This is a genomic window from Neorhizobium alkalisoli (genome assembly GCF_002968635.1).
GTDB lineage: Bacteria > Pseudomonadota > Alphaproteobacteria > Rhizobiales > Rhizobiaceae > Neorhizobium > Neorhizobium alkalisoli.
Map to the genome: position 1 here is coordinate 86,316 of NZ_PVBN01000011.1, position 21,809 is coordinate 108,124.

Here is a 21,809-nt window from a genome sequence, read left to right on the forward strand (position 1 = left end):
CCTCGTAGTCTCGACAGCTTCGAGAATCGCATTTCCGAGAATCACTGTCAAGAGTTTTGGCGCCTTTCGGGCGGGTGGATTTCTTTTGCCTAAACCAAGGTGAAGGCAAATGAGACGTGAATTTATAACGACGCCCTTCGGGCGGCGGTCGATGTCGCTTGGCATGTTGGCAAATCAGCATCTCGCCAGCCAGATCGAGCCTGGAATGCGACGGAACAAGTGGAAGCTGTTTCGTTCCGTCTGCGAGGCCCGTAGAGCGCTGGGCATCAGTGATCGGTCTCTGACCGTTCTGGACGCACTCCTGACTTTTTATCCTGAGGACGAGCTCAACCAGGACAGCAGCCTTGTTGTTTTCCCCTCAAACGCGCAGCTTTCTCTGCGGGCGCGAGGAATGACACCCGCAACTCTCCGCAGACATCTCTCTCTCTTGATCGAGGCCGGGCTAATTTTCCGCAAGGATAGTCCGAATGGCAAACGATATGCCCGACGCGCCAGGAGCGGGCAAATCAGCGAAGCTTTTGGTTTCAGCCTTGCGCCGATGCTGGCCAGGGCTTGTGAAATCGACGGTCTTGCCGCCGAGACTATAATTGACCGCGAAACCCTAAGAGCGATCAAAGAACAGATCAGCATCTGCCGACGCGATGTCTCCAAACTTCTCGCGACAGCCATCGCTGAAGCGCTTCCTGGAAACTGGAATGACGTGTTGATGGAGTTTCGCGCCATTACCTCTCAAATCCCCCGCAATGCCACACTCCACGATCTCTTGCCAATCCGGCAACGGATGATCGAACTTCACGATCTCATCGTTAACGAATTGAAGTCACAAGTAAAACTGCGAAATCTGAGCGGCAATGAGTCTCAAGATGAGCGCCACAAACAGGATTCAAAACCAAACTTCCTTTCTGATTCTGAACCCCTCTACATTCGTGACCACTTTCCAGCTTCAGATCCAACAGACCAGCACATCGAAAACATACAACAGATGCGGAATAACGCTGAGAATACGATCATTCATACACCATCACCGGAACGGATTACTCTCGAACTGGTGCTCCAAGCATGCCCTCAAATCATCGACTATGCGCCGGCCAGAGCTGTTCGGACCTGGCGTGATCTTGCCAGCGCTGCCATGGTCGTCCGTTCAATGCTCGATGTAAGTACCACTGCCTATGGGAAGGCCTGCGCCGTCATGGGGATGGAAACAACAGCTATTGTCATGGCCTGTATTCTCGAACGTGCAACATCCATCAACTCCCCTGGTGGGTATTTACGTGATCTGACGAAGCGCTGCGAGCGCCGCGAATTTGTTCCAAATGGCATGCTCATGGCCGTCTTGCGGGCACATACCAGACCTCGCATCCCCAGTAGCGAAACTGAGAGATCGGTTAGCTTTCACAAGGAAAAATCATCTCAAGGGAAGCAATATGTTACTGTTTCGCCGGCCTAATGCGGTGCGGGCCGCTCACAACAACTCCGCAGCATCTGCAAGGCTTTGCCGCGACGCAATCAATGCCGGCATCTCGCCGGCTCCAACGCTTGCATACGGGCGTGGAGACGCGGTGTGGGTGATCCTGTCAAGAGGGTGACCGACAGCGAGAATAGCACACGGGTCGAGCGGCCCTCAACGACCGTCCTTGATTGACTATACCTCTGCTTCAGGGAGCGCAAAGGACCTACCAACCACACTATCCCCTGCGGGCGGTAACAATCCATGCGCGGGAGTCAAAGAATACGCCCTCCGTGGTCATATGCGCCTTCAGTAACTCCCGCAACCGCCCCACTACCTCGTTGGGCGCTTCGTCTGTTTGCGCCAGCGCCTGTTTAACCAGGTAGAGATCAATCACTGCAGCAAGCGCCTTATCCACGTCTGGCCCGTAGAAAACCGGTTCTCGTACTTCCGCAAAATCGATCGAGATAAAACAGGCTGTGCGCAGAAGCTGTGTAGCCATGGTGGGATCGCCGAGTGAAAACGGTTTGAAGGCATCTGCGGAAACCGCAGTTCCCGGAGCCAAGGCTTGCCGAATGGCACCAGACCATTCGTTGTGCTCTTGGCTCTGCCAAACCATCCATACGAGGCGCGCGCCGGGACGCATCGCACGAGCGACATTGGCAAACGCCGTCGCCGGATCGGTAAAAAACATCACGCCAAACCGGCTGATGCAGAGGTCGAAGCTGGCAGCGGGAAATGGATGGTTCTGGGCATCACCCTGCTCAAACACCACATTTCGCAATCCCGCTTCGTCGGAACGTCGTCGCGCGATCTCAAGCATCTCCAAGGACGTATCCAAGCCGACTACGGCACCTTCCACCGCCACATTGGCAGCCTCCCGCGCCGATTGACCTGCGCCGCAACCAACATCAAGGACATGGTCACGTATTCCAACGCTTGCAGCACCCCGCAAATACCTATTGTGCCGCTTTAATTCCGCATCGTAGAAATCAGCACGATCCAACATCTCCACCCTCGCTCGGTTTTGTCTCGGTTGTTGGGCTAAGTTTGCTTTTTCGGCGCTTTGGTCTCCCTCTGAAAACCGGTTGCATAATGAGATTGGTTGTGCGATAGCATGACTAGTTGTTAAATGCAATCGGATGGCCAGCCTGCGGCAGGCCCATACATCACGCAGCGGCCGCAATCCTTACTGCCACGATTCCCCTGCACTAGAACCTAAGCACCTGCATCTCAGCTCTCCACATCACCCGTTCCAAGGGAAGGAGCCACCGAAATGACCGAACGCATCATTGTGGCCGACGGCGTAGAGATTGCCACCGAGGCTTTTGGTGAGCCGGCTCACGAACCGACCCTGCTTATCATGGGTGCCATGGCCTCGATGCTGTGGTGGCCCGAAGAGTTTTGCCAGCAGCTCTCCGCCCGTGGCCGGTATGTCATCCGCTACGACAACCGCGACACCGGCCTTTCGACCTTCTATGAGCCAGGCAACCCGCCTTATTCCATGGACGACATGGCCGAGGACGCAATGCGTGTGCTCGACGCTTACGGCATCGATAGCGCACATCTGGTCGGCATGTCGTTCGGCGGGATGATCGCACAGATCGCAGCCCTGACCCATCCAGCGCGAGTAAGCGCGCTGACGCTGATCTCTACCTCGCCAATCGGCGTTGACACCTCGACCCTACCGCAGATTAGCGATGCCTATATGGAGCACGCGGCGGCAGGCGAGAGCGTGGATTGGACGGACGACGCTCAGGTTATCGAATACATCGTTCAGGATACGCGGATCATTGCTGGTATGGCGCATTGCTATGATGAGGAGGAGGCCCGTAATCTTGTGGAGCGCGACGTCAGGCGCGCTAAAAACTTCCTCAGTGCAACAAATCATTTCATATTGAAGCGCAGCGACGTCTGGAAGAGCAAGCTAGGCGAATTGGCCGTGCCCCTTCTCGTCGTCCACGGTACAGCAGATCCGATCTTCCCGATCGAGCACGGCGAACTACTGGCAGAAATCGTCGAAGGCGCAGGATTTCTCCGTCTTGAGGGCGGCGGTCACGAAATTCATCGCGAGGATTGGGATGAAATCGTTTCGTCGATGGACGTTCACACCGGTGCGTAACAATCTTAAAGCTGCCAAATATCTTGTCCGAGCAAAAACGGCACGCCATTTAGTGAAACGACTTAGAGCTTCTTTGATTTGGAGGTTCGTTCGCCAGGAATGGAAACCGGCGAAACATCCAAGTCAGGACGCCGCAGGGAGGTCGGGCATCTGATATGAAACGCTTTGGTATCAGAAAGGCGAACAAGGGGCTTGCGACCAGGATCGTTGCTGGGATCGGCGGCTTTCTGGCTGCGGCCATTTCGCTTGGGGTTTCCATCTACGAGACCCGCAATGCCGACGATGTCCCAAGAGTCATGGCTGGTACCATGATCGATGCAGGGCGCTGGAATGTGACCTTCAATTCTGCTGCCCTGGCCTCGGAAATGCCCGACGGTACCCGGGTGCCGGAAGGCAAGAAAGCATTGGTCCTCGATCTTACTCTGGAAAACCGCTCTGCCGAGACCTCAAACGTCTACGGGGATACCCTGAAGCTCGAGAACATCTCGGATGCACCACGGCCGCAATTTTATCTGGAACGGGACCGCGAAGTCCTCCGGGGCCTGCAGCCACTGATGCCGGAAACCGTTAAGGTGGCCTGGCAGCTGCCGACAGAACAGGAATTGCCGGATTCGATCGAGCTTTCCGTTGTTGGTGCCGTCTTCAAGGCGCAGGACAATCTTTATGCGGCGCCCGGCTGGTTTGCCGCCGAACCTGTAGCGCGGGTCGAACTGCCGCTGGATGACGGAAACTCCCAATGATTCGTGGTCTGCTCGCCGTCGTCATGCTTGCTGCGGCCGGTTCCGCCCTGGCCTTCTTTCAGTCGACGACGCCGCGTTATGCCATGCTGACCGGGCCGATCAGGGTGGCTGGAGCACAAGCGGACACGGTTTCGAGTGACACCTTCAGCGTCAAGGTCAACAAGGTCCTGCGGGCCAACACGATCACCTTTAAGCGGTATGGCCGGAACATCGAGCGGCAGACAAGCGGTGTCTGGCTGCTCGTTTCGACGGAGCTTTGGGCGAAATGGGAAACGATGCCGGTTCGCGCCGCATCGATACGAGGGGCCTCCGGTCGTCTTTATCGGCAGAGCCATCGCGCTGATGGCGCTCCCCAGCTTCTATCGAACAAGACGCTGCAGCCGGGCCTGCCGACGACGGGCATGATTGTCTTCGAACTGCCAGAGGAGGAGATGACCGAGATGACACTGGTTCTATCACGTCAGCCCTTTCCACGACTTGAAGACGAGATTGCTGTCTCGCTCGACGGGGCGAACATCCCAGTCCGCGACAGGTTGGAGATCGACGATGACGGCATCTAGCCGAGAAAGGCAACTCTGGTGGTTCTGTCTGCTCAGTCTGCCATTTTTGCTCACCGGCGCCTTTGCCGTCAACGCATGGCGCAATGTGGGCGACTATGTTCACCGGATCGAGCGCATTCGTCCGGGCGATGGCAACGAACCCTTTGCAGGTGCAACTTGGCGGCTTGAGACGGCGCGCCTTATCGGCAACGGGCGCGACACCAAGGTGACGTTTCCGGGACAGATGCGCCTTGTCATCGTGCGTCTGGTGGCATCTGCCGCGGCAGAGATCGGCGAGGGCTGGTCGCAATGCCAGCTCACGCTGAATGACGATAAAGGTCGGCGCTGGCTGCCTCTCGATTTCGCGCTGTCGAACAGCATTAGCCGTGATCTCGATCCCAAGGTTAAACCTGTCGACGGCTGCGGTGCCGCCTCCCGCAATCCGCCGGCAGTGGATGGCGCCGTTCTGATCGAGGAAAAGTTCGTCGTCCCCGCTGAGGCCACCCATTCCTTATCGGTGCACCTCAGCTTCTCTGCAACTCGTCCTGACGCCATCTCTTTTCCGCTTGGGTTGAAATGACGCTCAGCGCGTCGCGCGGTGCCACGAGCGACCCTGAGCAAAGCCGACTTCCAGCGCCGCCGCCAACAGGCATACCTTTATTGGCATGATCAAAACACCATCGCCCGGCGCACTAGGGCTGCCGAGCAAAAGCGAAATCGCCTGCGCGATGATCTGCCATAACGGCAGCTCATGGGGTCCGATGATTTGGGTCGAGCCATACCATGCCCAGGCTGAGCCCCAATCGAGCATGCGGTAGAGCACGATGGCGGCAAGCGCTAGGCCGAACCCTGAATTCAATGCCAAGCCCACACCCTCGGCCAGCGCCCGGTAACGTTTCAACGTGCCCTCGATGAAGTGCGAGATGAAGTCCCGCACCGCCTTGGGCAGAGCCTGCCAGCGTGCGATCGCTCCTGCGACCCGACCTTCCGTGACCGGCCTGTCGCCGTTAATGTCATAGCCGTAGATGAGGGCTGCGGGGGTCATCCATACAACGGGATAAAGGGCATAAAAGAAGAGACTGGTGACGCCGTCGAGAAATGGCGCTGGGGCGGTCTCGGGTGGCGGTGGAAAAATCGTCGCTGCCGCAGCATCCCCGATCGGGTCGACAAGCCCGAAAAATGCACTGATCCTTGCGGGCAGTTGCCCGAGCCACATACGGATCTCGCCCTCCCAATTGGCAATGACGAAGAGACCGATAAAAGCCCAGTTCGCCTCACAGATGACGATTACAATCGGCCAGACCGAGGCCTTGGAGCGCTTGTGCATGAACTTGGCGAAACGCCTGATCACCCAGGCGGCGGCGACCGAGAAAAACAACCAGGCGCCACCGGAAACATCCAACAGGTTGGCGCCCTCACCGAACATCATCAGATCGAGCGACAATTTCGAGTACTCGCGAACCGTGTCGCCGAGGAAACCCCAGGCGGCATAAAAGGCGAAAAAGGGGACGAGGGTCAAAGTCAGAGCGGCGACAAAGCCCGTCGCCTTGCCGTCTTTCGCGGCACCACGCTCCGAGCCGTCAGCGAACCCACGGGAGGCCGCGTCAAGCGCCGGCAGGCCAGGGCGAACGGTCTCGAACATTGCCACGATGACAACAAGCTTCGAGAGGACGACTAGCGCAAGTGTGGAAAGTCCGGCCAGCGCGTTCAGACGACCGATCATCACCGCAAGCTCGGTAAGCAACGTGTTGCAAATGATACCGAGGAGCCAAAGGACCATGAGCTGCGGCCAGAAACGCTTTAGCAAACGAAGCGTCAGCCAAGGCAGCCGCAGCACTCCGCTCAAGAACGGTGCGCTCGTAGAACTGACCACGCCTTCCATCATTCGGTCTCCGATTCAGCTCATCGATTCCGAATGGAACATGGAGAGTAAACCGGCTTGCTGCAACCTTCGAGCCGATGCCGTTTTGTTCGCCTCCTTAGGAGAAGGCGGTATTCACTAACATGGTTAGTCCGATGTCTGGGTTGTTGCCTGTGATTTGAGACGCGCGATCAGCGTCTTTGCGCGGCGGGCTGCGGTGAAGGCCGCCCCGAACGCAACCACTGCGAGGCCAATTGTCAGGATCTGATTGTGCCCGCCCCACAAGGGTTCCAGGATTGACGTCAATCCCGCCGCACTGATTGCAGCCATTCGGTGCTGCTTGGCCATTGGGCCGGAGAAGTCGCTTGGATTGCCTGTGGCCCGGCTAAGTTCTCGGACATAGGCCGTCAGCACGGCGAAAGCGCCCGCCGCCCAGCCGAGACCAGGCATGTCGATTCCATATCCGACGCCTGCGAAGATTAGAAGATCGGCGGCACGATCGGGGAACTCGTTCCAAAACGGTCCGTCCGGCTCTCCCTTTCCGCCTTCCACAGCAACCATGCCATCGAACAGATTGCAAAGCAGCCGCACTTGGCAGAAAAGGACGGCTACCAGTAGACAGGCAACGCGGGACCAACCGATCGTTTGACCGGAAAGATAAAAGGCGCCTCCCGCAATAGCAGCTGCCACGATACTGGCTTGGGATATCTGGTTAGGGGTAATCGTTTTCGACGCCATCCATCGCGCGATCGAGGCTGCCCAGCGGGTGTTGCGGCTTGCCAAAGGTCGCCTGTCGCTTGTCTCAATCATGTGCCGGCACCTCGTCTCGCAAAGATCGTATAGCTGTAGATCGCAGCGTAGCTGGTAGACACCAGAAGCGGAACCGCGACGGTCTTGAGGATTTCCGGTGTTCCGCTTGCCGCATGGATCGCTACGAGAACAGTGGTCGAGCCGAGACAGGCAATGAGCGGTGGCCCCCACAATCGAGTAAGGCCGTCAAACCGCTTAGAAAGTCCATCGATCACCGATTTCAGGAAGAGCGTCAGGCAGGCGGACATCGCTCCCTGCACCAGACCGGAATAGAGCGGTCTTGGCATTTCATAAGCACGATTGGCAAAGACCGCCCAGCCGCCCATGGCGAGAAAAGCAAACAGCACATGAACGGTTCCGCTGCGTAAAAACCATTTCAGCGCATCCGGCATCACAGTGACCACCAATAACGCACGATATGAAAGAAGATCGGCGCCGAGAAGACGACTGAATCCAGTCTGTCGATCAGTCCGCCATGACCTTCGATGAGATTGCCCCAGTCCTTGATGCCGCGGTCCCGTTTGATCGCCGACATCACCAAACCGCCGAAGAAACCCATCAGCGTGATGATGAAGGCAAGAAGTCCTGCCTCCCCTGGCGTGAATGGCGTTATCCACCAAAGCGCAGCACCTATCAGAGTTGCGCTGATGACGCCGCCGACAAAGCCTTCGACGGTTTTCGATGGAGATAGTTTGGGAGCGATCTTGGTATGCCCGAACAGCTTGCCCCACACATACTGCAATACATCGCTCAACTGAACAACGATCACCAGGAAGGCGATCAGCAGCACGTTGCGTCCCTCGTAGCCGGGTATGTTCAGAGTCAGCAACGCGGGGACGTGCGAGGCGCAGAAGACGCAGATCATCAGCGCCCATTGCACCTCCGCAATGCGGATCAGGAAGCGCTCCGTATCGCCTCGGAGCACGGATATTATGGGCATCAGCAGGAACGCGTAGACGGGAATAAAGATCGAGAAGATGCCGTACTCTTCCGCCCAGAGTAGATAATACTGAACTGGCACCACAATGAAGAAGGCTGCGGCAAGTGCCCAGTGGTCGGCCCTGCGGGTATTGATGAGTGTCACAAATTCCCGCAGCGCGGCAAAGGAGCAAAAACCGAATAGAATGAGAACGCCGATGCGGCCCGCTACGAAAGCAATGCCGATCAGGACAACCATGATCCACCAGGCCTTGATCCGGGCATTGAGGTTTTCGATCGACGCGTTCGAACCGGTCGGCGAAAGGCGCTGTTGCAGCACGTAACCGATGGCTGAAGCGAGGATCAGAACGCCGAAGATACCGGCCACCAGCGTTAAGAGGTCGGAACTCGCGGCACTCATTCATCACTCCCTGCAGGCCTAGGAGACAGAGCTAAAAGAGCCGTCTGCATTCGCGCCAGAAAGGCGTCCTTGGCTTCATCCGGTGACAACCGCAGGGCGTTACCGAAGGTGACTGTGCAGATCAGGGGTATCGGGACGATCTCTCCCTTTGGCATTACCCGGTTGAGATTGTTGATCCAGACCGGAACGAGATCGACATCGGGGCGCGCGGTGACCAGATGGAAAATTCCACTTTTGAATGGAAGAAGCGGGGCATCGGACTGGTTTCGCGTCCCTTCCGGAAAGAGGATGAGGGAAGATCCGGTGTCGATCACCGAAGCCATCTGGGCAATGGGATCCTCTGTCCTTTTATCCCGCTCCCTTGCAATGAGAACCGCATTGAAAACGTCACGGCCGATGAAGCGGTTGAGCCGCGATTTCAGCCAGTATTCCGCACCGGCGACCGGACGGGCCTGGTGGCGGAGCCTTGGCGGCAACACCGCCCAAACCAGAACGAAGTCGCCGTGGCTGGAATGGTTGGCAAAATATATGCAGGGGCGGGGCGGAAACCCTTCCTCGGGCCAAATCGCGCGAACCGCCGTGACCGCGCGGGCAAACACGACGATTCCCGCCGCTGCGGCCGTTGTCACAAATGCCTTCATTCACCCCCCGGCAGAAGTTGGCGAGATCCCTGATCAAAACTCTAGCACCGTCGCCGTCGGAAGAAAGTAGCTTTGCAGATTCTAGCTAAAAACAGTGCATGCCGTGTTGGACCAACACAGAAACGACGGGATGTCTATTGATCGTCGAAGTAGCGTCGTGGTGTGACCCCGCGCGCCACTCATCGATGGGTCCCATGCCATGCCTGAGTGGTAGCATTCAGGTCGCATGGCGCTGACCATGTGACAGTTGGTCCAGCTCCGATTTCCCGAATGGCGAGGTAGAAATCTCTCTACCCGTTTCTATATTATCAGCATCTTCGGCAGGTCGGGTGGATGGTCGGAGATGTTTCCCAGCTGGTGATCTCGCTCAAAGAGGGGATATGTCCGTCATTAAGAGGAACAACGTCAGCGTACGCGGTGACGGCGACCGGGCGATGGTTTTTGCCCACGGCTTCGGCTGCGATCAGAATATGTGGCGGCTTGTGGCACCTGCTTTCGAGCAAGATTTCAGGGTTGTCCTGTTCGATCACGTTGGCTGCGGCCAATCCGACCTGGCGGCATACGACCCGGAGAGATATTCCCAGCTGTCAGGCTATGCCGACGACGTGGTGGAGATGTGCCGGGAACTGAAAATCTCAAAGGGGGTGTTCGTTGGGCATTCCGTCAGCGCCATGATAGGCGCGCTTGCCGTTCTGCAAGCTCCCGACCTCTTCAGTGACCTTGTTCTCATCGGGCCGTCGCCTCGATACATTGATGACGGGGACTATGTAGGAGGGTTTTCCGAGGGGCAGATTGAGGAGCTGCTGGACTTCCTGGACGACAATCACATGGGATGGTCCGCGGCAATGGGGCCGGTGATCATGGGCAACCCGGAGCGACCGGAACTTTCCGCTGAGCTAGTGGATAGCTTCTGCCGGACCGACCCCGACATTGCCAGGGCCTTCGCCCGAGTAACCTTCACTTCGGATAATCGGGATGACCTTCCCAAGGTTACCGCGAGAACGCTGGTCGTCCAGTGCAAAGAGGATGTCATCGCTCAGCAGAGGGTGGGTGAATACGTCCGGGATAGGCTGCCGAAGGGGGAGTTGATCGTGATCGACGCCACGGGCCATTGCCCCAATCTCAGCGCGCCGGACAAGGTTATAGAGGTTATCAAGGAATTTGTGTGAACAGGAATCCACAGTGGGGAAGGATGCGCTCATGGAGGATTTAGAAGACCTCTATGAGAACGCCTCCTGCGGCTATCTGTCTTTGGGTGCCGACGGCGTCATTGTTAAAGTAAACAAGACACTCTGTAACTGGTTGAATGCCGACAGCTATGATCTTCTCGGGAAGCGCTTCCATGACCTGCTCAGCGTACCCGGCAAGATTTTCCATGAAACCCACTTCGCACCTCTGTTGAGGATGCAAGGCTACTTCAATGAGGTCGCTCTCGATCTCGTCAGCTCTACCGGTGAGTACATCCCAGTACTGGCCAATGCTCTTGAGAGGCAATCGGAAGATGGTAACCTCCTGTTCACGCGGGTGACGCTGTTTCAAGCAACGGGGCGGCGAAAATACGAGCGAGAGCTGGTGGATGCCCGCCGGGCAGCGGAGAAAGCAAAACAGGATCTTCAAGCTCTCAACGAGGGACTTGCCAGGCGAGTTACCGAAGGCCTCGTCGAACGGATTCGCCTCCAGCGTGGACTTCTTGCGGAACAGGAGGTGGCCCGCCTTCGGGAACAGTTCGTCGCCATTCTGGGGCATGATCTTAGGAACCCGCTCGCCTCTATCGTCGGCGGATTGAATATCCTGTCGAAAGAGTCGCAGACGGAGAAAGCAAAAAGGGTGCTGGCTCTGATGAGCAGCAGCACGGAGCGCATGTTTAGTCTGATCAACGACATGCTTGACTTCGCCCGCTTGAAGAGCGGGGCAGGAATTGATGTAGAGATCTCTCGCACCGACCTGAAGCCCACGCTGGAACAGGTGGTTGAGGAATTCAGGAGCTCGCATCCCACCCGAGCAATCGCAAGTGATTTCGAATTGCCAAGCCCTGTCGACTGCGACCCAGCCAGGATCGCACAGTTGGTATCGAATCTTATGGGCAATGCATTGACCCACGGGGCAGGCAACAAGCCGATAAAAATAGTTGCTTGCATCTCAGGCGATGAACTCACGATCACGGTTAGAAACCACGGAGTTCCCATACCTAAAGATATACAGGATCGTCTGTTTCAGCCATTTTTTCGCGCTGGAGCTTCATCGGGAAACCAGGGTCTTGGCCTGGGACTTTACATAGCGTCCGAAATTGCTCGCAGCCACCGGGGATATCTCGAGGTTCGGTCCGACCAAGAGGAAACAAAATTCACCTTCACAATGCCGGCAAGCTCAGCGACGCCCGACTAATTAATTGCCGGGCTCCCAGCACTATCTGTGGCGCCGTTATCCCTAGCGAACGGTACGTCCATCAGCCGCCGGCGCGCTTCACATCGTAGCGGGGCTCTCTCACTGGAGAGCGAGAGCAATCATAGCCATGGCTTCTTTGTTGTTGGGCATGCATGTTGGTCGGAACAAACCCATTACGCAGCCGTTCGTTGGCCATCTGAAATCGGAGGTCACGACATGAAACGCTTTCTTATCACGACGGCCGCTGCGCTTTCGCTATCGGCGGGCATGACCTACGCGCAACAGACCCCTGAAGCACCCGCAAATCCACCACCGCAGGTGGAGGGTGATCGCAGGCCGGATGCTCCGCCACCCGGTCTTCGCGAACCCGGCGAAGACTTAAGCAAAAGCGAGTGGCGGATGCATCCGCCACTCCCGCGGGAGCGGGGCGCGCGTTTTCGCATAGAGAACGGCCGAACAACGATTGACCTGCGATGTGCCGATGGGGAACCGACAAAAGACTGTGCGGATCTCCTCTTGCAGGTGCTCGATCGTCTGCAGGGAGCAACGTCCTCGGATGATACCGACCGGCGAGACTACGATCGGGATCGCGACAGGTCGCGTTTTCGGTAAAATGAAAGAGAAATCGGTCGAACCGTCTCTTTCTCTCTGAGTTAGTAAATTTGGCTTCCTGGGTGCTTACGACGGATTTGCTGCAATCCGTCGTGTGCTTGGACCGCATCGGGGAAGATTTGGCTTTCTCTTTCAGGCCGCCAGAAGAAACGGACGCGATGGATATACGGGCTCGCGGAGATGCGATGTTCCACATGGGCAGATCGATGTAATTTATCGAACGATTCCCCACGTTGATCCGCAGGCCAATGGAAACTTCGCTTTATCTACCCGTCAAAGGCTTTCTCGAAAACGCAGGATATGTCGTCAAGGGCGAAGTCGGCGGTTGCGATCTCGTGGGCCTGAGCGAGGATGATCCGCCTGTTGTCGTGGTCTGCGAACTGAAGATGAGCTTCAATCTCGAGCTCATTCTGCAGGCCGTCGATCGCGCTGCCGTTTCAGACGAGGTCTGGATCGCTGCCAGAGTTTCGCGCAAAGGCAAGGGACGCGAAGCAGATAAGCGCTACCGGGATCTCTGCCGCCGGCTCGGCATCGGCATGCTCGGAATTTCAGATGCCGGTGACGTCAGCATCATCGTCGGTTCCGTATCGCCGATGCCGCGGACCAATCCGAAGCGACGCTCGAGGCTGATGCGCGAGCATCAGAAACGGCGTGGCGATCCGGCCCTCGGTGGCAGCACCCGCGCCCCGGTCATGACGGCATATCGCCAGCAGGCGCTTGGCTGCGCAGCCGCATTGGCATCCGGACCCCTGGCGGTGCGGGATATCAGGGCAGGTGTACCGGAGGCGGGCAAGATCCTGCTTTCCAATGTCTATGGGTGGTTTCAGCGGCTCGACAGAGGGGTCTATGGCCTGACTGATGCCGGACGGGAAGCACTGGAGCGATGGCCGCAACCGGAAATGCAGGCGGCGCAGTAGCCATTCCGAGGACGCTGCAGGAAACAGGTTTGCCCCCGAACCCTTGACCGCTGGGAAGTGAATCCCCAAGTGGGAGGCGACCCGCTGGTCCGGGCCCCTCTGGCGAGAGCTTCGGCACTCTTGCGATGTCGGACCGTTTTTCCGACAACCTGTGCCGATAGGGGACTCCCTTTGGATCTCTCGTTCTTGCTCGTCGAGTGGCTGGGAACGCCGCTCTGGATGTGGTCGAGTTTTTTTGCACTCGTCATCGCCATTCTGTCGTTCGACCTTGGAATTCTCCATAGGCAGAACAAGGAAATCGGCGTCCGCGAAAGCGTCAAGCTTTCCGCTCTCTATATTGCGCTCGGTCTGGCCTTCGGCAGCTGGGTCTGGTGGTATCTCGGCTCCGACGCGGGCCTCGCCTATCTGACAGGCTTCGTCGTCGAGAAAACGCTGGCGCTCGACAATGTTTTCGTCATCGCGCTGATATTCTCCTTCTTCGCCGTGCCCCGCATCTACCAACATCGGGTGCTCTTCTGGGGCATTCTCGGCGTTATCGTGCTGCGAGCCATCATGATCGGTGTCGGTGCGACGCTGGTCGCCGAATTCGCCTGGATCCTCTATATCTTCGCTGCCTTCCTGATCGTAACCGGCATCAAGATGCTGGTCCTCAAGGAGGCCGAACCCGACGTCTCGAAGAACGTGCTCGTTCGCTTCATGCGCAACCGCTTTAACGTCACCGAAGAACACCACGGCGAGCGGTTTTTCCTCAAAAAGGCACACCCCAGAACGGGTAAGATGACATGGTTCATCACGCCGCTCTTCATGGCGCTGGTGATGGTCGAGGTGGCCGACGTCATCTTCGCGGTGGATTCAGTCCCCGCGATTTTCGCCATCACGACGGATCCGTTTATCGTCTACACCTCGAACATCTTTGCGATCCTCGGGCTTCGCGCACTTTATTTCGCGCTTGCTGCGATGATCCATCGCTTCCGTTATCTGAAACCGGCGCTGGCCGTTGTCCTTATCTTCATCGGCTCGAAGATCTTCGTGGCTGATCTCCTCGGACTTGAAAAATTCCCGGCTACGTTCTCGCTCGCCATTACCTTCGCGATCATCGCGGCCGGCGTGGTCTGGAGCCTCTTCAAAACGCGAGAGCAGCAGCCTGCGTAATTAGCTCTGAACGTAGGCTACGGTTAACTGAACGAAGGAAACAAATATGATCTCGGATTTCATCGGCTGGATCTTTGCCATTCTCGTCATCGATCCGCTGCAAGCACAGCTACAGGAGCAGGCCGAGCGCGCGAGGCTTCCCATGGAGATTGTCCGACAGTCTCAGGACTGTCTGATGACCCAGGGCCCTCGACTCATCGAACGAGCCGCCGGTGATTACGGTTGGGCAGTGACCAATGCCGTTAGCATAGCAATCGGCAACACCTCGCCATCTGAGCTTCTGGATAGCCAAGACCCCCAATGCAAAGTGCTCCTGAATGCCCTGAACGGAGCCGGCGAGGACGTGTAACCGCCAGGTAGGCTGAAGTGGATTTCCGCGCATATGCGGCATTACTTCCGCCGCCATGGCGAAAATTGCGGAACATATTCGGGCTCTTGGGGTTTTTGCGGTTATGGAAACAGGAACTCACAACGAGCTGTCGCAGCTGGTCTTGCGCTATGCAGGCGATCCGACGGTGGTAAGGCAACTCAAGAGGTTGCCTGCCTTCGGCGTTCCCCATGATTCGGAGAAAATGTTCCAAAACCTGCTTGACAGGCTGGATCGAGCAACCGCCGGTGCGGGGCAATCATCTGGGCTCAAAGAGTCGCTTTGATTTCGGCGGACATTTTTCAACGCGAAGCAGTGACATGTCCGAGCAAGCGGAAGGGGCTCGCCACTACGGCACCGGCCGCATCGAAAACAAACGCACCAACGTCGCTGGCATTCGATCCGCTCCGGGATTCGAAGGTGGCAAGCTGTGCACCGAACTTGGCGAGTGACGCGTAGCGATCATGCCCCAGTCCGTCCGATCCGCGGACGGAGGTGATGTCGATTACCCGGAGCCCCTCTTTCACGATAGCCTCCTGAATGAAAGGATCGTCGATATCTACACGCCCGACACGCGCCCGTTCCCCCGCAATAAGACTTGAGGCTGTAAGTGCGCGGTCATCCTTGGAAACAAGAAGGGTTATTGGCGTCGCCATTTTCCCGATATCCTTTAGCTGTGACCTGAATACGTCCACATCGATATCCGGCGCGCCCAAGATCACCGCCAGCTTATCGATCACGTCGTCGCGGTGCTGCAGTTTGAGCTGGCGTACTGCCTCCATGACCAGGAACCCGCCCATGCTGTGGCCGAAGAGGATGATGCGTTTGATCTTCTTCGAATCAGAGAGTGATTTTACGAGAGAGTCGAGCTCGCTGCGGGAGGACAAGGCTGCATCGCGATCGGCTATATATCCGGCGACCGCCGCTGCCGATGGCCAGGAGAATAAGATCGGCGAGCCCGGAATCTTCGCGTCGGCGGCTATTTGAGCCGTCCTAAACAGGGCTTCCTGGTAGCTATAATTGTAACCATGCACGAAGATTCCGACGGCGCCGTCAAACTGCGCCGAGCGTATTGCCTCCTGCACAAACCCATCATTCGACAGTTGCTTCCGCCGCGTCACCACAAACTGTCGATCGGGATTCGGTTTCGATGTCGGATAGGTGATCGCGGTGTCTCTTCTATTGCCAGGAACCGAAAACATATACTGCTCGAACGTCATGCCCGCTGCCCATGTGCTTCCAAATCCGCCTCGCGCGACATCCTTTTCTCTGTTTGTAGCAGCCAGAATGGTTATGGGTTGCGAGGTTCCGCCATCCAGATGAACCGGACGGAGGACATCAGGCGACGGTCTCGTGGCACAAGCCGTCAAAAACATCATGCCCACTGTAACCACGATGCGGCACATCGGCTTGAAGGCTTCTTTTGAAGAACGTTTCGTCATTGAATCTCACTTCAGAAGAGCCAACGGAGTCACCTGCTTCAGGCCACTGAGCCTGAAGTCGAAAAGGTCATCTGAATGCCCAGCCCGGCAGATGGAAAGCAGCTCTGGTGTTCGTGGCGGCAGCAATCGGAAGATGAGAGTGTTCTTAAACGCCGACCTCATGCCCGCGCCGCGCTATCGGAATGAACGCTTTCCTCCCTGGGGATCCGGAACCATGCCACATAGAGTGCGGGGAGAAAGAGGAGGGTCAGAGCCGTGCCGACGACGATGCCGCCCATCATCGCGTAGGCCATCGGACCCCAGAATATCTCCCTGGAAATCGGGATCAGAGCCAGAGTTGCTGCTGCGGCAGTCAGCATGATCGGTCGCATGCGATGCTCGGTCGCTTCGATGACGGCCTGCCAGGCAGGAACGCCCTCCCGTCGAAGCGTCTCGATCTGGACAACCAGGATGACCGAGTTTCGTATCAGGATGCCGATCAGCGCCAGCACGCCCAGGATTGCAACGAAACCCATCGGCGCATTGCTGAGGAGCAGTGCGGCGACCACGCCGATGAGCGCCGTCGGTGCGACTGCAAACACCAGGAATAGCCTGCTGAAACTCTGAAGCTGGATCATCAGGATCGTTGCCATGACGAACAGCATCAAGGGGGCAACCGCGACGATCGGTCCTTGGGCGTCAGCACTCGATTCCACCGATCCACCGATCTCCACATTATAGCCGACGGGAAGGCCCTTCTGGAACGCCTCCACCTGCGGCCGCAGCTGTTCCACGATCGTCGCGGGCTGCGTCGGTCCGACGACTGCCGCCTTGACGGTGATGGTCGGGATACGGTCGCGGCGCCAGATGGTCGGCTGTTCCAGCTCATAGCGGAAGTTGGCGACAGCCGACAGCGGTACGGATTTTCCGTTCGATGTCGGAAGCTGCAGGTTCTGCAGGGTTTCAATGGACCCGCGCTCCGATGCGGCCGCCCGACCGATCACATCGATCAGATAGATGTTGTCGCGCACCTGCGTGGTGGAGGATCCTTCAACGATGCTGTTCAGCACGGTGGCGATGTCTTCCGAGGAAACGCCAAGCTGGCGCGCCTTGTCCTGCAAGACATCGACCTTGACCACTCTCGAGGGCTCGTTCCAGTCGAAGATCATGTTGGAGAGCAGCGGATGGCCACCGACGATCGATGCGAACTGCTGGGAGAGTTCGCGGAGCTTCTGGACGTCAGGGCCGCTGACACGATACTGCACAGGCTTTCCGACCGGCGGGCCGATGTCCAGCAGCTTTACGAAAGCATCCGTCCCAGGGAAGGTCCTGGTGAGATAGTCCTGTAGCTCTGCCCGCAACTTGTCGCGGACGTTGAGACCTTTGGTGACGATAACCGTCTGACCGAAAGTGACGTCAGGTGTCTGGACGTCGAAGGACAGGATAAAGCGGGGCGCGCCTTGCCCCACGTAGCTTGTCCAATGGTCGATGTCCTGATTGCTCGCGAGCATCTCCTTTTCGAACTTGGCAATCTGCCGGTTGGTCTCGGCAATCGAGCTGTTCTGCGGAAGGTTCCAGTCGACGATCAACTCTACACGGTCTGATGCCGGGAAGAACTGCTGTTGCACCAGTCCGAGTGCGCCGACGGAGAGCCCAAACACGGCGATGGTCATTACGATCGTGGCCCATCGCCACCGCATTGCCAATCCAAGCAACCAGGTGAAGGCTGAGGCAAAACGGCCCTTCTTTTCGTGATGTGATTTCATGGTTTTCGGAAGAATCGCCACGCCGAGAAGAGGCGTAAACAGGACCGCCACGATCCACGATACGATGAGTGACACCGCGATGACGACAAACAGTGTGAAGGTAAACTCGCCCGCCGCGCTGTTGTTCAGGCCGACGGGAATAAAACCGGCGACGGTCACCAAGGTACCTGTCAGCATTGGAAAGGCGGTCGAGGTGTAAACATGGGTGGCCGCTTTTCGCAGATCGTCACCCGCCTCCAGGCGCGCAACCATCATCTCCACTGCGATCATGGCATCGTCGACGAGCAGACCAAGTGCGATGATCAGCGCGCCGAGCGAAATGCGCTGCAGCGAAATCCCGGAATATTCCATGTAGACGAAGGTGATGGCGAGCACGAGCGGGATGGAGATCGCAACCACCATGCCGGCGCGAAGTCCAAGGCTGATGAAACTGATGACGAGGACAATGGCAATGGCCTCAAACAGCGCGCGGGTAAAACCCGAAACTGCCTCATCGACCACGGCCGGCTGGTCCGACACGCGGCTCACATCCACACCGATGGGGAGGTCCGCAACGATCCGCTGCATCTGAGCGTCAAGGGCTTCACCGAACTCAAGAAGATTGGCCCCGGCCTTCATACCGATGGCCAGACCGATCGCTGGCTGGCCGTTGAACCGGAACAACGACGAAGGCGGATCCACATAACCCCGCGTGATCGTGGCTATGTCGGTCAATGGGAAGAAGCGGTCGTTGATGCGCAGATTTATCGACCTCAAGCTTTCCTCGGACGTGAACTGCCCGCCCACACGCAGAGCGATACGTTCCGGTCCGGCATTGACGAAGCCGGATTGCGTTACGGCATTCTGCGCCTGGAGAGTCTGGATAACCGACTGGCGGTCGATCCCGAGCGCCGCGATCTGACGCGTCGAAAACTCGAGATAGATGGCTTCGTCCTGTGCGCCGATCACGTCGACCTTGCCAACATTCTCGACCGTCAGCACTTTGGCTCGGGCATCTTCGACCAGATCGCGCAACTGCCTTGGTGTAAGGCCGTCGCTGGTGAAGGCGAAGATGTTGCCGAAGACGTCGCCGAAGCGGTCATTAAAGAACGGCCCGACCACGCCGCTTGGGAATTCACCCTTGATATCGCCAATCATGTTGCGGACTCGGACCCATGTGGGTTCGACGTCCCGCGCCTTCGTCGTGGGGAGCAGTTCGACGAATATGGTCGTCTGGCCGGCGACGGTTTGGCTCCGGACATAATCGAGGCTGTCGAGTTCCTCGAGCTTCTTCTCGATCCTGTCTGTAACCTGGCGAGCTACTTCTTCCGCCGATGCACCTGGCCACCGTGCGTTGATCACCATCGTCTTGATGGTGAAGTTCGGGTCTTCTTCACGTCCAAGATTGAGGTAGGAGAATGTTCCGACAAGAACGAAGACCAGCATGAAGTACCAGACGAGCGAACGATGCTCGAGCGCCCAGTCGGAAAGGTTGAACTTCTTCACTCGCTGACCTCCTGGTCGATTCTGATGGGCTGGCCATCCTTCAGTTTATGGACGCCGGCGATCACGATGCGGTCCCCCGGCGCAATGCCTTCCGTCACTTGAACCGTTCGTCCGTCGACGATCTCACCCTCCACCTTTACGGCTCGACGCGTGACCTTCGCCGAAGCCGGATCAACGACCCATACGCTCGTAGAGCTTTCCGCTTGGAGGACCGCGGAAGCCGGCAAAAGGATCTGCGGTTCGTCTGAGATGGTTGCTGCGGCTGTGATGACCGAGCCCAACCGGAACGCCGTCGGTGGATCAACGAGGCGGATCTTTGTCCTGCGCGTCCGTGTCACCGTTTCGGCCTCTGGGGCGATCTCCCGTACGACGCCGCTTGTGGCGATAGTCGGATCGAGCTGCAGGGTAATCTCGAACGGCTCCCCGGTTTTCAGTTGCTCCGCCGCACCTTGAGGGACATCGACGACGGCGTCGCGCTCATCCGGTCGGGCGATCGTCACGACAACCTGGCCGGCAGATACGACCTGGCCGACTTCCGCTGACGTCGCGGTGACCACGCCATCGAATTCTGCGTGCAGCTGTGCGTAGCCCAGTTGCTCTTCCGCCTTGTTTAGATTGGCCTGTGCTTTCGCAACGCTTGCCGCTGCACTGCGTCGCCCCTGTTCAGCTTCTTCGAGCGCAGCCTCGGTACCTGAGCGAGCTTCAGCGAGGGCTCTTTGGCGTTGTTCCGTGGTGGTTGCATTGCGTAGCTGAGCCTGCGCATTCGAAAGGTCCGATTGGGCGCTGCGAACCGCAAGCTCAAGCGCCAACGGATCAATCGCTGCGACGACATCGCCCCTTTTGACAAGATCTCCGACGCCGACATTCCGTGCGATAATTCTTCCGAGCACCCGAAAGCCGAGCTCGGTCTCTATCCTTGGCTCGACTGTTCCCGTCAGCCGAAGCGAGGCGGCCGGCGTCTGCTTGGCGACGATGGAAAGCACCGGACGAGGAGCTTCCTGAACCGCTTCGTCCTGTTTCTGGCATGACGCAAGAACCGTTGTAGCGAGCAGCAGAGCGACCATTTTGATGCGAGTGCTCATTTTGCAGCTCCCCCTTCGTAGGAAACGACCTCGTCCGGCCTGAGGAACTTGGTGCCCTCCGAGACGATGATGTCGCCAGCCGCCACGCCCGTTTTTATGGTGAAGCTATTGGTCTCATATCCTTCGACCTCGATCGCTCGCAGGGAAATTTTCGACGAGCCCGGATCCACCACCCACACAGCTGGCATTCCGCCCTTGGAGGTCATCGCCGACCAGGGAAGCTGGATCATGCTGAGTGGCTTGTACTGGAAGGATCCGGCAACAGGAGCTCCAAGCGGCATCGACGTATTGCTGTTTAAGCTAAGCTTGACCTTGACCGTCCCTGTGGAGGGGTCAATCGTCGGAGAAACCTCGCGCACTCTGGCATCAGCCTGTCGAGATGGGTCCGACAACAGTTTGACAGTTACCGATGGTTCTATTTCCCGTCCCAGAAAGAGCGTCTCGACGACGTCGAATACGGCGTCGCGCGGGCCGTCGTGGGCGAGTGTGAAGATGACCTGCGCCGCCTGCGCTACTTGGCCAACCTCGGCATTGCGGGCGGTAATCACGCCATCGGCATCAGCGCGAAGGTCGGTAAAGGAGAGCGCGTCCTTGGCTGTTTCCAGTTGGGCCTGTGCCGATTTTGCGCTGCCCTGGGCTGTAAGTAGAACCTCCTGGGCCTGGTCGAAGGCGGCGCGCGTGGTAACCTGCGTCCGAAACAGATTTTGCTGACGGTCAAAGGCGAGTTGTGCCTGGGTCTGCTGCGCCTCGGCCGCTTCCAAATTTGCCACCGCGACTTCCAGATCGGCTCGCTGCTCCTCCGCGTCGATCCGGGCGAGGAGCTGGCCGGCTTTGACCGATGCTCCAACATCTGCGAGTCGCTCAATGATCTTACCGCTCACCCGGAACGAAAGGTCGCTCTGCACCCGTGCTCGGATCTCGCCTGTGATGGTCCCACCCTGGGTCAGCGGTTGTTCAGTCGCCGTGGCAACCGTTACCCGCCTCGGACCTGTTTCCTGCGGCCCTTGTTGTTCGCTGCATGATGATAGTACAGCGAGGCTAGAAAGCACCGTCGCGGCAAGAATGCGTTTCATTGGAAGACCTCTTGCTGTCCATGGCCGCGTCTATATTATTGACTGACGTG

General features: G+C 57.7%; 21 protein-coding genes. 11 read left to right on the top strand and 10 right to left on the bottom strand.

Annotated features, from left to right (window positions below):
- Positions 1-109 precede the first annotated feature (109 nt).
- Positions 110-1,447: a plasmid replication protein RepC gene (gene repC / locus C5L13_RS21755; protein ID WP_105385361.1), complete on the top strand. Its 1,338-nt coding sequence runs from the start codon at positions 110-112 to the stop codon at positions 1,445-1,447.
- 238 nt (positions 1,448-1,685) lie between these two features.
- On the opposite strand, the gene C5L13_RS21760 is transcribed toward repC, so the two are convergent.
- Positions 1,686-2,456: a class I SAM-dependent methyltransferase gene (locus tag C5L13_RS21760; protein WP_105385362.1), complete on the bottom strand. Its 771-nt coding sequence runs from the start codon at positions 2,454-2,456 to the stop codon at positions 1,686-1,688.
- A 267-nt stretch (positions 2,457-2,723) separates the two neighbouring features.
- On the opposite strand from C5L13_RS21760, the gene C5L13_RS21765 reads away from it, so the two are divergent.
- From C5L13_RS21765 to C5L13_RS21780, 4 genes are all read left to right on the top strand, one after another.
- Positions 2,724-3,569 (top strand): alpha/beta fold hydrolase, encoded by an 846-nt coding sequence (locus C5L13_RS21765; protein ID WP_105385363.1) that lies wholly within the window; start codon positions 2,724-2,726, stop codon positions 3,567-3,569.
- 155 nt (positions 3,570-3,724) lie between these two features.
- A complete protein-coding gene (locus tag C5L13_RS21770; protein WP_105385364.1) occupies positions 3,725-4,309 on the top strand; it encodes a hypothetical protein in 585 nt (194 codons plus the stop codon).
- Positions 4,306-4,869, top strand: a complete 564-nt coding sequence (locus C5L13_RS21775; RefSeq protein ID WP_105385365.1) for a hypothetical protein — start codon at positions 4,306-4,308, stop codon at positions 4,867-4,869. Before C5L13_RS21770 ends, C5L13_RS21775 begins: the two co-directional genes overlap by 4 nt.
- Entirely contained in the window at positions 4,856-5,428 is a 573-nt protein-coding gene (locus C5L13_RS21780; protein WP_105385366.1) for a hypothetical protein, read from the top strand. The genes C5L13_RS21775 and C5L13_RS21780 overlap by 14 nt, the downstream gene beginning before the upstream one ends.
- Positions 5,429-5,431: 3 nt before the next feature.
- On the opposite strand, the gene C5L13_RS21785 is transcribed toward C5L13_RS21780, so the two are convergent.
- The 5 genes from C5L13_RS21785 to C5L13_RS21805 form a co-directional block, all read right to left on the bottom strand.
- Positions 5,432-6,733 (bottom strand): hypothetical protein, encoded by a 1,302-nt coding sequence (locus C5L13_RS21785; RefSeq protein WP_105385367.1) that lies wholly within the window; start codon positions 6,731-6,733, stop codon positions 5,432-5,434.
- A gap of 123 nt (positions 6,734-6,856) precedes the next feature.
- Positions 6,857-7,519, bottom strand: a complete 663-nt coding sequence (locus C5L13_RS21790) for a CDP-alcohol phosphatidyltransferase family protein (RefSeq protein ID WP_105385368.1) — start codon at positions 7,517-7,519, stop codon at positions 6,857-6,859.
- A complete protein-coding gene (locus C5L13_RS21795) occupies positions 7,516-7,911 on the bottom strand; it encodes a hypothetical protein (RefSeq protein ID WP_105385369.1) in 396 nt (131 codons plus the stop codon). Before C5L13_RS21795 ends, C5L13_RS21790 begins: the two co-directional genes overlap by 4 nt.
- Positions 7,911-8,858, bottom strand: coding sequence for a phosphatidate cytidylyltransferase (locus C5L13_RS21800; protein ID WP_105385370.1), 948 nt, complete (start codon positions 8,856-8,858; stop codon positions 7,911-7,913). Before C5L13_RS21800 ends, C5L13_RS21795 begins: the two co-directional genes overlap by 1 nt.
- Complete coding sequence (locus tag C5L13_RS21805; RefSeq protein WP_105385371.1) at positions 8,855-9,499, bottom strand: lysophospholipid acyltransferase family protein; 645 nt, start codon at positions 9,497-9,499, stop codon at positions 8,855-8,857. Before C5L13_RS21805 ends, C5L13_RS21800 begins: the two co-directional genes overlap by 4 nt.
- A gap of 380 nt (positions 9,500-9,879) precedes the next feature.
- Between C5L13_RS21805 and C5L13_RS21810 the strand changes: the two genes are divergently transcribed.
- The 6 genes from C5L13_RS21810 to C5L13_RS21840 all read left to right on the top strand — a co-directional run bounded on the left by C5L13_RS21810 (position 9,880) and on the right by C5L13_RS21840 (position 15,218).
- On the top strand, positions 9,880-10,668 hold the full coding sequence (locus C5L13_RS21810) for an alpha/beta fold hydrolase (RefSeq protein WP_105385372.1): 789 nt from the start codon (positions 9,880-9,882) through the stop codon (positions 10,666-10,668).
- Positions 10,669-10,699: 31 nt separating this feature from the next.
- Complete coding sequence (locus C5L13_RS21815) at positions 10,700-11,884, top strand: PAS domain-containing sensor histidine kinase (protein WP_105385373.1); 1,185 nt, start codon at positions 10,700-10,702, stop codon at positions 11,882-11,884.
- Positions 11,885-12,744: 860 nt separating this feature from the next.
- Positions 12,745-13,413: a DUF2161 domain-containing phosphodiesterase gene (locus C5L13_RS21825; RefSeq protein ID WP_105385374.1), complete on the top strand. Its 669-nt coding sequence runs from the start codon at positions 12,745-12,747 to the stop codon at positions 13,411-13,413.
- A gap of 171 nt (positions 13,414-13,584) precedes the next feature.
- A complete protein-coding gene (locus tag C5L13_RS21830) occupies positions 13,585-14,565 on the top strand; it encodes a TerC family protein (protein ID WP_105385375.1) in 981 nt (326 codons plus the stop codon).
- Positions 14,566-14,611: 46 nt separating this feature from the next.
- Entirely contained in the window at positions 14,612-14,914 is a 303-nt protein-coding gene (locus C5L13_RS21835) for a hypothetical protein (RefSeq protein WP_105385376.1), read from the top strand.
- A gap of 55 nt (positions 14,915-14,969) precedes the next feature.
- Positions 14,970-15,218, top strand: a complete 249-nt coding sequence (locus tag C5L13_RS21840; protein WP_158693504.1) for a hypothetical protein — start codon at positions 14,970-14,972, stop codon at positions 15,216-15,218.
- A gap of 16 nt (positions 15,219-15,234) precedes the next feature.
- Here the strand turns inward: C5L13_RS21840 and C5L13_RS21845 are convergent, their stop codons facing one another.
- The 4 genes from C5L13_RS21845 to C5L13_RS21860 all read right to left on the bottom strand — a co-directional run bounded on the left by C5L13_RS21845 (position 15,235) and on the right by C5L13_RS21860 (position 21,759).
- Entirely contained in the window at positions 15,235-16,338 is a 1,104-nt protein-coding gene (locus C5L13_RS21845; protein WP_407070461.1) for an alpha/beta hydrolase, read from the bottom strand.
- A 194-nt stretch (positions 16,339-16,532) separates the two neighbouring features.
- Entirely contained in the window at positions 16,533-19,604 is a 3,072-nt protein-coding gene (locus tag C5L13_RS21850) for an efflux RND transporter permease subunit (RefSeq protein WP_105385379.1), read from the bottom strand.
- Entirely contained in the window at positions 19,601-20,686 is a 1,086-nt protein-coding gene (locus C5L13_RS21855) for an efflux RND transporter periplasmic adaptor subunit (RefSeq protein ID WP_105385380.1), read from the bottom strand. The genes C5L13_RS21850 and C5L13_RS21855 overlap by 4 nt, the downstream gene beginning before the upstream one ends.
- A complete protein-coding gene (locus tag C5L13_RS21860; RefSeq protein ID WP_105385381.1) occupies positions 20,683-21,759 on the bottom strand; it encodes an efflux RND transporter periplasmic adaptor subunit in 1,077 nt (358 codons plus the stop codon). The genes C5L13_RS21855 and C5L13_RS21860 overlap by 4 nt, the downstream gene beginning before the upstream one ends.
- Between the last annotated feature and the right edge of the window lie 50 nt (positions 21,760-21,809).

Excerpts from the sequence above, each read along its gene's own strand:
- repC (WP_105385361.1), top strand. The coding sequence starts at position 110 with ATGAGACGTGAATTTATAACGACGCCCTTCGGGCGGCGGTCGATGTCG.
- C5L13_RS21815 (WP_105385373.1), top strand. The coding sequence starts at position 10,700 with ATGGAGGATTTAGAAGACCTCTATGAGAACGCCTCCTGCGGCTATCTG.
- C5L13_RS21840 (WP_158693504.1), top strand. The coding sequence starts at position 14,970 with ATGGCGAAAATTGCGGAACATATTCGGGCTCTTGGGGTTTTTGCGGTT.
- C5L13_RS21855 (WP_105385380.1), bottom strand. The coding sequence starts at position 20,686 with ATGAGCACTCGCATCAAAATGGTCGCTCTGCTGCTCGCTACAACGGTT.
- C5L13_RS21790 (WP_105385368.1), bottom strand. The coding sequence starts at position 7,519 with ATGATTGAGACAAGCGACAGGCGACCTTTGGCAAGCCGCAACACCCGC.
- C5L13_RS21825 (WP_105385374.1), top strand. The coding sequence starts at position 12,745 with ATGGAAACTTCGCTTTATCTACCCGTCAAAGGCTTTCTCGAAAACGCA.
- C5L13_RS21780 (WP_105385366.1), top strand. The coding sequence starts at position 4,856 with ATGACGGCATCTAGCCGAGAAAGGCAACTCTGGTGGTTCTGTCTGCTC.
- C5L13_RS21760 (WP_105385362.1), bottom strand. The coding sequence starts at position 2,456 with ATGTTGGATCGTGCTGATTTCTACGATGCGGAATTAAAGCGGCACAAT.
- C5L13_RS21800 (WP_105385370.1), bottom strand. The coding sequence starts at position 8,858 with ATGAGTGCCGCGAGTTCCGACCTCTTAACGCTGGTGGCCGGTATCTTC.
- C5L13_RS21805 (WP_105385371.1), bottom strand. The coding sequence starts at position 9,499 with ATGAAGGCATTTGTGACAACGGCCGCAGCGGCGGGAATCGTCGTGTTT.
- C5L13_RS21860 (WP_105385381.1), bottom strand. The coding sequence starts at position 21,759 with ATGAAACGCATTCTTGCCGCGACGGTGCTTTCTAGCCTCGCTGTACTA.
- C5L13_RS21775 (WP_105385365.1), top strand. The coding sequence starts at position 4,306 with ATGATTCGTGGTCTGCTCGCCGTCGTCATGCTTGCTGCGGCCGGTTCC.
- C5L13_RS21785 (WP_105385367.1), bottom strand. The coding sequence starts at position 6,733 with ATGATGGAAGGCGTGGTCAGTTCTACGAGCGCACCGTTCTTGAGCGGA.
- C5L13_RS21770 (WP_105385364.1), top strand. The coding sequence starts at position 3,725 with ATGAAACGCTTTGGTATCAGAAAGGCGAACAAGGGGCTTGCGACCAGG.
- C5L13_RS21795 (WP_105385369.1), bottom strand. The coding sequence starts at position 7,911 with ATGCCGGATGCGCTGAAATGGTTTTTACGCAGCGGAACCGTTCATGTG.
- C5L13_RS21835 (WP_105385376.1), top strand. The coding sequence starts at position 14,612 with ATGATCTCGGATTTCATCGGCTGGATCTTTGCCATTCTCGTCATCGAT.
- C5L13_RS21765 (WP_105385363.1), top strand. The coding sequence starts at position 2,724 with ATGACCGAACGCATCATTGTGGCCGACGGCGTAGAGATTGCCACCGAG.
- C5L13_RS21810 (WP_105385372.1), top strand. The coding sequence starts at position 9,880 with ATGTCCGTCATTAAGAGGAACAACGTCAGCGTACGCGGTGACGGCGAC.
- C5L13_RS21845 (WP_407070461.1), bottom strand. The coding sequence starts at position 16,338 with ATGTGCCGCATCGTGGTTACAGTGGGCATGATGTTTTTGACGGCTTGT.